Raw genomic sequence first — 10,740 nt, 5'->3', positions numbered from 1 at the left:
TGAATATAGTTTATAATCTAATTGTTGTATCATTTATGATTTGAAAGGGGAAATTATTACGATGGCAGAAATTAAAATCACACCAGAAGAACTTGAAAGAATCGCAGGAAACTTTAAAAACGCAGCAGGAGAAGCACAAAGTCAAATTAATAGACTTGAAGGCGATATTAATAGTTTAGAAGGACAATGGGCTGGGGCAACACAAGCGAAGTTCCGTGGAGAATTTATCCAATCTAAACAAGCAATGCAACAATACATTCCAATTTTAGAAGGTATTTCAACAGATTTAAAACGTATCGCTGATAAATTCCGTAACACAGATAACGCATACTAAGAATAGAACAATTGCAAAAGACCAGGAGCTATTGTTCCTGGTCTTTTTTTGAAAAATTGTTATACGAGAGTAAGGGGATAAAATGGGATTCCGACCAGAAGTAGGAGAAAAAATTAGTCTTAATAAAGATGTTTATCGTTTTGAGAAACACCCAGCTGTAATTGGTATTGAAATGCCCTATGGCCAAGAGGGAAGGCAAGGAACCGTTTATCAATTACAACAGGAAAATGGTGTAGAACGAATTGCATTAAAAGTTTTTAAGGAACGCTATCGTGAGGAAAAACATCAACTAGCATTTCTGAAACCACTTTCTTCCTTAGCAGGTCTGAAAGTATGTTCACGCTATATCGTTACTAAAGAAGAACATACATCTGCTATCGAAAAATCAGAAGATCTTGCTAATAGTATTGTAATGCCTTGGATTGAAGGTCCAACTTGGGCTGATATTTTACAAGAACAACGAATGTTATCAAAAGAACAATGTTTCTTTATTGCAGAAGCATTTATTACAACACTTAAAATGATGGAAGAAAATGAAGTTGCTCATAATGATTTATCGTCTAGCAACGTACTTGTACCTTTCTTAAGTGAAAATGCAATTGAAGGCCAACACAATATCGAACTTGTTGATGTTGAGCAAATGTATGGCCCAAAAACGAAAAGACCTTCATTATTGCCAGCAGGTTCAGCGGGTTACGCACCAAAGTATTTGACAAGTGGAGTATGGCAAAAAGAAGCCGATCGATTTGCAGGTGCTATTTTAATAGGAGAAATATTAAGTTGGTGTAGTGAAGAAGTTCGAAATAAAAAATGGACGGATGCAAGTTACTTTAAAACGGAAGAAATGCAGACAGAATGTGAAAGATATACGTTACTTCAGCAAGTATTACATAATCAATGGAACGGGGAAATTGCAAAATTATTTAAGCAGGCATGGAGTAGTAATTCTTTCGCAGAATGCCCAAGCTTTGCACAGTGGTACGATGTATTTAATAGCGCGAGGGAAAGAATAAAAATTGATGCGGAAAGGCAGTCAGCAGAAGAACACTCTCTTTTTGTATCAAAATGTTTGGAAATTGCAAGATTATTAGAAGAGAGAGGATTTAAACAAGCGGCATTATATGAATATAAAATAATTTTCAATTCACTCAATCCATCAACAGCTCTGCAAAAAGAACTCGCATATATCATTCAAACTATGGAGAGTCAAGAGCCTGAAATAAATAATAAAATGGTCCTACAACATTATTTGGAATTAGCTACTGAATTGGAACGAGAAAACAATGCAGCGTTTGCTTGTTTCGTCTATTCACGAATCGTACAATTTCCAAACATTGATCAGGCGTTAAAACAGGAAATTGAAAGCATTATTAAAGAGATAGAAGAAGAGCAAGGAACACAGTCGCAGCAAGAAGTAGCAGCTACAATTACAGTGCCAAATAGCATTCTACAAAGCCGAAAACAAACAAAAAAACAAGTGGAATATGATATAGATGATGAGATTTTAAATGCAAAAGCATCGAATCAACCACTTACAATAGCGCATGAACAAAGTGAACCATCGGCTTTTTCTACATGGTGGAAAAAGAATAAGAAGCGAATTTTGATTATTGGCTCAACTGCAGTTGTTGTAATAGGTGGTTCAACGTTATTTTATTTCTATACAACAAACGCGAAATATCAAAAGTTTATGGAACAAGCACGACAAGCTTATGATGATAAAAAATATACAAAAGCAGAAGAAGCTGTTGGACAGGCAATTGCTGTGAAGGGTAAGGATGAGGCTTATCTCCAATTAGCAACGATTTACGTTGCTGAAGGAAAAAATAAAATTGCAATCGATTATATTACAAAACTAATAAAAGATAGAGAAATAGATAAAGAAAATAATGAAGCTGCTTATCTATTAGCCTCAGCAAATTTCCGCATTGGAAAATATCAAGAAGCAGTGCAAAATTTTGAACAAGCGCTAGCGAATAATGCAAAAGGAATTGAACCATACAAAAAAGATGCAATGCGAGATTTAGCTGTAAGTCATATGAAAATGAAGGAATTTGAAAAGGCAGAAGATGTTATTGTCAAAATGAGTACGAAAACAAATGAGGATAAGGCAATTGTTTCGTATTTAAAAGGTCAACTATCAACCGCAACTGTACAGTTAGACAAAGCAGAATCTTTCTTTAAAGAAGCTATTATGCAAGATTCAAAGAATCCGATATATACAATTGAACTTTCAAATTTATATGTGCTTTGGAATAAAACAAATTTAATTGATAGTGCGAAGAAAGAAATGAATTATCAACAAGCATCTCACATTTTACAAGTAGCGATTCAAAAAGATATGAAAAATATTGAGTTGTTAAATCAACTTGGAATTGTGTATTACGAAGCGGGTCAATTTTATGAAACGCGAGATGGCGCAAAGAGTACTGCTGCATATCAGCAAGCGTTAGAAGCTTACAATAGAGTTGTCAGCAGTGGAACACGCGACATAAATACGCTTGTAAATATAGGGATTTTATACGATAAAGTGGGACAAGGGAATGAAGCAGAGAAGCTTTTCACAGAAGCATACGCACAAAACGATGAAAATCCGCATGTGAATTTTGCATTCGGGATGTTTAAAATTAAACAGAAAAAATACGAGGAAGCAAGTCGTTTCTTAAGAAAAACAGTGCAAGCAAATGAAAATGAATCTGAAGTAAAAGCCGCGCAAGAAAAGCTAACAGAAATGAAAACAAACGGTTGGATTCAATAAAGATAGGAAAAGGGGAAAAGGACATGGAGGAAAACAATAATAACTTAGGGAAAAAAGTCGCTATATCAGTAATGTCGGTAGCATTACTAGGAACATCAGGATACCTTGTGTATGACAAAGGCTTTAAGACAGCAGGAAAAGAACCAGTAAAACTAGCAAGTAATACAGAAGAGAAAAAAGATGATCGTATTACAGGGGGCGATTTACAGTCTATGTTCCCAAATTTAGTCGCTGATCCTGCAAAAAAAGATGAAAAACCCGGCGAAAAACCAACTATTAATTTAGCAGACTTAATTGGGAATAATAAATCACCAATTACGCCAGTAACATATAAACCAGATGAAGTATCGGTGGAAAAGAAAGATCCACAAATTAAATTATCGGATGCACCAACTCCACAAAAGTTAGATTTGCCATCTAATATGGGGGGACCTGTGGCAGAACCGGGAAAAGCGAATGATAATAAACCGCAACCAACTGTACAAGAAGGAGACGGACAAAAACCAGATACAGGTACAAAACCAGACGCAGGTATAAAACCAGATACGGGTACAAAACCAGACGCAGGTACAAAACCAGATACAGACACAAAATCAGACACAGGTACAAAACCAGATACAGACACAAAACCAGACACAGGTACAAAACCAGATACAGGTACAAAACCGGATACAGGTACAAAACCAGACACAGGTACAAAACCAGATACAGACACAAAACCAGATACAGACACAAAACCAAAGCCAGATCCAGAACCAAAACCAACACACCCAACAATTACAGTATCACCAAAAACGGGAGATATTTTAGTTGAGTGGTACGCTGGAAATGGAAAATACTACTCATCTGTTTTCTTTAATGATTTTTATACGAGTCAAAAAGAACTGGATGAAAATGCATTAAATAATTTAACGAACTACTATAGTAAAAAAGAAGACTGGACGCTCGTTAGCCAATTGAATACACCATCAAAATCAAAATCAATAGCTGAACATAAGTTAGCATTAGATAATGTAGAACAAATTCTTACAAGTGGTGAATATTCAAATGAGAGAGCGCTATTCTATTTACGTAATCAAATGAACGTACTGAATGAATCGGTTACCACTCAAGAAGAGCTACAAAGATATTTAAGTGAAAATAAGAAGAATTATATTAAATCTGTAGCAGAAAAAGTTTATCAAACAGCAACAAAAGAAAAAAGAGAGTGGCTAAATACAGGGGATGTGGCATCTTTAGAACAAGCATTAAGTAAATTTTATTTAGTTACATCAGTATTTGAAAGTGTAAATCCTGCATTAGTAGAAAAAGCGAATCAAGATGTAGAAGATATTTTCAACAAGCTATTGCAAGAAGAATTACAGAAACTTAATATCCAAACATCAGTAGTGCAGTCTACAACTGAAACGAAAAAAAATGCAAGCCAAGTAAAAGAAGATACTGAAAGTAATGAAGCAAATGCAGTTACAAAAGAAAAGGTAAGTGAAAATGAGGCAACAAGTACAACAACTGAGAAAAACCAAAAAGATGCAAAAACTGAAGGTGCCAAAAATAACGAGAAAACAAGTAATATTGATTCAAGTACTCAAAAAGCACAAGTGAAATCTGAACCATTTAGTCAAGAAATCGATCAAATAGAAACCTATTTAAATCCAGCGAATCCACAATATGAAAATGCTTTACTATTAGCAAATAAGTATATTGACGGTGCAACAGGAGAACAAAAAGAAAAATTAGAACAGCAATTTAGTGCGGCTGTAGAGGGACTTCGTGGACAAATTAAAGATTCTAATTTCAAAGTGGAAGATGCTATAAATAAAGCGAATTTATTAGCAAATACGGCAAGAGTAGAAAAATCTGTTCAAGATGAATCTCATAAATTATTAATGCCGCTAATGTTTGAAAGAAAAGCAAACGATGCTGCAAATAATGGAGAATATTATACAGCGGTATTAAATATTGCAAATGCAATTCGTACAAAGCACCCATTGGAACGTTCAAGAGAAGAAATGGTTAATTATGCGAATAAATTATGGACAGATACAGAAAATGAATGGAATAAAATGAATGGAAAGACAGGGTGGCAAAGTGAAGTAGGTAAAACATTATTACCATCATACACATTACTTGCACAGTTAAAAGATATTGATAAAACGATTGGCCAAATTAGTGGTATGAATATGATTGATAATGCATCAAAAAAAATGGAGGGAATTCAGCTTGTGCAATTAGCAGGTGATGAAGCAAATAAAGAAGGACAAACAAGCCTTTATAATGCTTTACATTATTATGGTCAAGCAGCTTCACGCGGTGTTGTTGACAAAACAGGATTTTCTAATGTTGCTGGTCTTGTAATTAAAGAAGCAAAACAGTTAGAAAAAACGCAATATAAATCAGCGTTAAACAACTATCAAATTTTATATAAAACACCAGGTATCGAAGAATTAGGAATTAAAGATGGGGTAAAAGCGGCAATTGAGTATTTGAGTACATTTGAAGCTGCAAAGGTAAGCGGTAATAAAGATACGATTGAAGATTTAGCTTCAGCAATTGAATTAACTTATCGTTCTATGGAATTAGGATATCCAGAAGCAGATGCAAAAGAATGGATGAATACGGTAGCTCTAAAAATGTTGAATAAAGGTGCAGGATATATGTCTGCAACTGACACGAATAATGCATATAAATGTTTTGAATTTTTAAGTCGTGATAAATATGCAAATGCTATTAATGGAGAAATAACGAAACAAGCAAAAGAGAATGTAGAAACAATTAAATCTATGAACGTTAAAAAATAATTAGATTTAATATTCGCCATCTTACTTTGAGTAAGATGGCGAAATTATTTCGCATAAGGAGTGAAATTCAATGAGTTTACTAGAAATTTGTCCATTAGATGAGGCGTTAGTGGAGGCTTTACAGAATGAAGAAAAAAGAGTTCGTTTTTATGAGATATTACAGAAATCAAATTTGTACGTTGTTGCTTCGGTAGAGGGCGATACAACTGTAGATGAAGAAGGAAATTTGATTTCAACTGAAAATACACAATTGCAAATTCATTATTTTGAAATGGAAGAAGGATTAATGTTACCACTGTATTCTGATTTGAAACATTTAGAAATGGTTATTCCAGAAGAATGTCCGTATGTCTCTATGAATGCAGTTGAATTATTAAAGACGATAGATTTAGAGGCAAATGTAATATTAAACCCAGGAACAAAATTTCAAAAATTATTTGTAAAGGAAGAAATTGAAGCGATTTGTGATAACAGTATCTTTGATATTTTTTCTAAAGGGAATAAGTAAAAATTGATGCAGTTCTATTTCTTTTTGGTATAAAATAGAGGAAGGTGGGAGAAGGTTTGGAAATTAAGGTCAAACCTGAACAACTCGAACAAATTGCCAAAAACATATCAGAGATGCAAACACACAGCCAGACCATACAACAAAATCTCAATCAATCTATGTTTAGTATTCAAATGCAATGGCAAGGAGCAACGAGTCAACATTTTTATGGGGAATATATGAGATCAATGAGACTCATGGAATCTTACATACGTAACTTACAAGTTACAGAAAAAGAATTACGGCGTATCGCTCAAAAGTTTCGTCAAGCTGATGAAGAATATCAAAAGAAACAAAATGAAAAATTGAAAGAAGCCCATCAAAAAGAAAAGAAAAATGAAAAATCATGGTGGGAAAAGGGAATAGAAGGAGCAGCTGAATTCATCGGAGTAAATGATGCAATTCGTGCAGTTACCGGTAAAGACCCTATTACAGGAAAAGAATTATCAACAAAAGAAAGACTCATTGCCGCAGGATGGACGCTCCTAAACTTTGTTCCTGTTGGAAAAGTGGCAAGTCTTGCTGGAAAAGGAATAAAGTATGTCGCTTCTAGCTTTGGCAAGACGATTGTAAAAGCAGGAAAAAAACTAGGCGAAGGCGTAACAATGGTAGCTGGAAAAGCTGGAAAAGCAGCTGTCGATGGCATAAAAACAGCCAGCCACAAAGTAAAAGAGGGTGTAAACTTTGTAGCCTCGACAGCAAAAGGATTTGCCGACAAAATCGGAAGCCTATGGAACAAAGGTGCCACAACCGTAAAAACAACCTTCTTGCAGGGGAATGAAAAGATCCAGCACGCAGTAAAAACATTAATGGAGTACAAATGGATCCCAGGCGAGGGAAAAGGCTTCGCCATGGCTGGAGTAGGAAATGTCTCAGGAGGAGGACAGTATTCTCTGAAAGAGGCTTATCAGTATATGGAGAGTAAGGTTGTTAAGGGTACGGGTAAGAGTAGTGAGATAACTGAAATAACAGGAGAAAATTTTGGGGAACACATCATTAAAGGGAAGAATGGAAGGAAAGAACTTGCACCAAACGTACGTTATATTACTGAGGAGAATTATAAGTATACAACAGATGAACTTGGTAGAATAGTAGATGTAAATGCGGAAGAGTTAATACTTCAAAAAGGAACGCGAAACCCGGGAATGCAAGTGGCAGCAGGTCGAGAATATAGATTGGTTGATGATGATGGTGGACACTTGATAGGAACTCAGTTTCGTGGTTCGGGAGATATTGATAATTTGCTTGCTCAGAATAGGCAAATTAATCGCTCTGGTGGAGAATGGTACAAGATGGAGACTGAGTGGGCAAACGCTCTGAAAGAGATTCCACCAAAAAAAGTATCTGTAAAAATTAAGCCAGTTTTTGTTGGGACTTCATTAAGACCAGATTCATATAAAGTAGTTTATGAAATTGAAGGTAAAGGAATATTTAAGAAAACCATTGAAAATAGAGCAGGAGGTTGAGTATGGAAAAGGAAATGAATAGATTATATAGAGAGATAGCTGAAACAGTTAATGAAATGATTCCAGAAGATTGGAATAAATTTTATTTTTATGCTCAAATATCAGAAAATGGGGGAGGAACTTACTTTTTTTATAATACACTTGAAAATAAGCAATATAAATATAGTGTAGAAATTCCTTTCAAATATCAAATTGATGAAAATGAATTTGAGAGAAAAGAAGATGTTTTATATAAATTGAGTAAGGAACTTAGAAAGGTTTTTAAAGATAATGAGCAGGAACTTTGGTATTCTTTTACAATGTCCCTAGAGAGTAGTGGGAAATTTAAGTTACATTATGATTATACAAATTGGTTTGATACGGAATATAGTTTTAGTGACCAAATGATTATTTGGAAAAATAAATACTTAGGCGAAGTACCAAATGATGAAAATTATAAAGCGTTAATCGATAAGTATTATAGTGAATTTCCGAATAATCCTATTTAACTAAATAAAAGACAGAAAAAATAATAGGCTGTTTGAAAATACATACTCCATGATGGTTGTACCATCATAGAGTACTGTGTGCAATGATAGAATAGAAAAAGAAGTACGAGCTTAGGCGAGATGACATTTTACTGTGCGATGAATATAAAACACATGGAATGTATATGAAACTAACGAACTCGTACAAACTCGTAAGTTTTAATGTAGTAGTTTTTATGATATGTAAAAGGTGTCATACTTTTACTACAGGATTTACAAATTTATCATACTTAAAAGCATATGAACTTAAAGCACTTGATTGTCTATGATAGGCAACAAGTGCTTTTTTCGTCTTAGTATAGAAATAAGATATAATAAAAAAGTTAATATTTTGTTAGATTGAGAAAATAAAAAGTATCTATTAAAAAGCAGCTGTCGATGGCATAAAAACAGCCAGCCACAAAGTAAAAGAGGGTGTAAACTTTGTAGCCTCCACAGCAAAAGGATTTGCCGACAAAATCGGAAGTCTATGGAATAAAGGTGCCACAACCGTAAAAACAACTTTCTTGCAGGGGAATGAAAAGATCCAGCACGCAGTAAAAACATTACTGGAATACAAATGGATCCCAGGCGAGGGAAAAGGCTTCGCCATGGCTGGAGTAGGAAATGTCTCAGGAGGAGGACAGTATTCTCTGAAAGAGGCTTATCAGTATATGGAGAGTAAGGTTGTTAAGGGTACGGGTAATAATTCTTCGAGTAAGGATGTTTATGGACCTTATTATGATGAGGCAAAAAAATTACACGAAACTAACCCTGATTGGTATCCTAATCCTGATGAATCTACAATAGTAAAGGGTAAAGAACTAAAGGAAGCAAGAGCAGACTATCAAGCGTTGGTTAGAAGAGGGGAACTTGAAAAAGGTCACCATGTACAAGGTTTATCTTTTGGGGGAGAGAATGTAAGTTCAAATATAAAGAATACAGGAGAATCGACTATTCGTCGAGAGCAAATTGATGATTTGAATTTGGATTTTTATCATGAAATGGGTTATGGTAAAGAAAATGCTAAGGTACTAAAAATACATGAGAATGAGAAGGGGATTATTGTATTTGGTAATAATCCACAACATACTGAGGTTACTGTTTTTCAAAATAAAGTTCTGAAATGGCAACGAGAAAATGGAAAGAGATAATTTAATGAAAGTAGGTGCATTTATGGGAGAAACGAGAAATCTTATGAATAGTATATGGTTTGGAGAAAAAACAATTTTAACTAAATCGGAAATAAAAGAAAAAATTTTAAAATCTGTAACAGAAACGGAAGTTTTATTTAACTTAATAGAATTATTTAAAACGGGGGATTTTACTCAAAAACCACTATTAGTTCAATTAATGAATCAGACTAAAGATGAAGCGGTTCTGAATTTATGTATTAGAGTATTTTTATCTGTCGCAACACATGAAGACTTAAGGGATTCAAATAATCTCCGTTTTCTTAGTGAGGTAACTGAAGAAACAGTAGACACTTTTGCATCAGCTGCCACAACCTCACTTTCTCTTGAGGTAATTCCATATTTATTGGCTTTACTTGAAGAGTGGGAGGAATTCAGTGATACAGCTACTATTATAAGAGACTCTATTGATTCCTTTATTAATTTTGAAGATCAAATTGGTGAAGATGCAACTATAGATGAAATTGGAAATTTTTATTTTAAGTATTGTCAGGAGAAGGATACAAATAGTTATTATTCTCAACAGAATTTAGCTTTTCCTGGAGACTTAGCTAAAAAATTGATTCAGCGGGTTATGATTGCTGCTAATAATGAGGAGCAATTAAAAATGGAATTAATACCATCTTTATTATCAATTTGGACTGGTAAAAGAGTACCTGCGGATTACAACACTATTATTAGTGCAAGTAATTATAAAGATTTTATTGACTATATAAACGAACTTTCAAGTGAAAACTGGGAAAAGGGACAAAAATATTTTTACGGATATAAGCTTTAACTATAATCTATGAAAAACAAAATATATGTGAAGTGGATAGGAAAAAATAATAGTGTGTTTGAAAATACATACTTCATGATGGTTGTACCATCATAGAGTACTATGTGCAATGATAGAATAAGAAAACGAGGTACGAGCTTAGGCGAGATGAAATTTTACTGGGTGATGAATATAAACACACGGAATGTATACGAAACTAACGAACTCGTACAAACTCGTAAGTTTTAACGTAGTAGTTGTCATGACATGTAAAAGGTGTCATACTGTTACTACAAAACTTACAAATTTATGCTACTTAAAAACATATGAACTTAAAGCACTTGATTGTCTCTGAAAGGCAACAAGTGCTTTTTTCGTCTT

General features: G+C 34.1%; 7 protein-coding genes and 1 pseudogene. All 8 read left to right on the top strand.

From position 1 onward, the window contains the following. Positions 1-61: 61 nt before the first annotated feature. The gene (locus MR079_RS08950) at positions 62-334 is read left to right on the top strand and encodes a WXG100 family type VII secretion target (RefSeq protein WP_000807831.1); all 273 of its coding nucleotides are present in this window, start codon (positions 62-64) and stop codon (positions 332-334) included. 82 nt (positions 335-416) lie between these two features. Next, complete coding sequence (locus MR079_RS08945) at positions 417-3,092, top strand: tetratricopeptide repeat protein (protein WP_242293899.1); 2,676 nt, start codon at positions 417-419, stop codon at positions 3,090-3,092. Positions 3,093-3,115: 23 nt separating this feature from the next. Next, positions 3,116-5,890 carry a hypothetical protein gene (locus MR079_RS08940; RefSeq protein WP_242293898.1) on the top strand — a complete coding sequence of 925 codons (2,775 nt, stop codon included), beginning with the start codon at positions 3,116-3,118 and terminating at the stop codon, positions 5,888-5,890. A gap of 70 nt (positions 5,891-5,960) precedes the next feature. Beyond that, positions 5,961-6,398, top strand: a complete 438-nt coding sequence (locus MR079_RS08935; RefSeq protein ID WP_061402737.1) for an SseB family protein — start codon at positions 5,961-5,963, stop codon at positions 6,396-6,398. Between the two features lie 56 nt (positions 6,399-6,454). Further along, the gene (locus MR079_RS08930; protein ID WP_242293897.1) at positions 6,455-7,903 is read left to right on the top strand and encodes a WXG100 family type VII secretion target; all 1,449 of its coding nucleotides are present in this window, start codon (positions 6,455-6,457) and stop codon (positions 7,901-7,903) included. A 2-nt stretch (positions 7,904-7,905) separates the two neighbouring features. Continuing rightward, positions 7,906-8,391 carry an antitoxin YezG family protein gene (locus MR079_RS08925; RefSeq protein ID WP_242293896.1) on the top strand — a complete coding sequence of 162 codons (486 nt, stop codon included), beginning with the start codon at positions 7,906-7,908 and terminating at the stop codon, positions 8,389-8,391. A 404-nt stretch (positions 8,392-8,795) separates the two neighbouring features. After that, positions 8,796-9,563, top strand: a pseudogene (locus MR079_RS08920) (hypothetical protein); the annotation flags it as partial. A gap of 4 nt (positions 9,564-9,567) precedes the next feature. Further along, the gene (imm47, locus tag MR079_RS08915; RefSeq protein ID WP_242293895.1) at positions 9,568-10,380 is read left to right on the top strand and encodes an Imm47 family immunity protein; all 813 of its coding nucleotides are present in this window, start codon (positions 9,568-9,570) and stop codon (positions 10,378-10,380) included. Positions 10,381-10,740: the final 360 nt, after the last annotated feature.

This window comes from Bacillus cereus group sp. BfR-BA-01381, assembly GCF_022663555.1.
In the GTDB taxonomy this organism is placed as follows: Bacteria; Bacillota; Bacilli; order Bacillales; family Bacillaceae_G; genus Bacillus_A; species Bacillus_A pacificus.
This window is presented reverse-complemented; position numbering and strand designations above follow the sequence as displayed.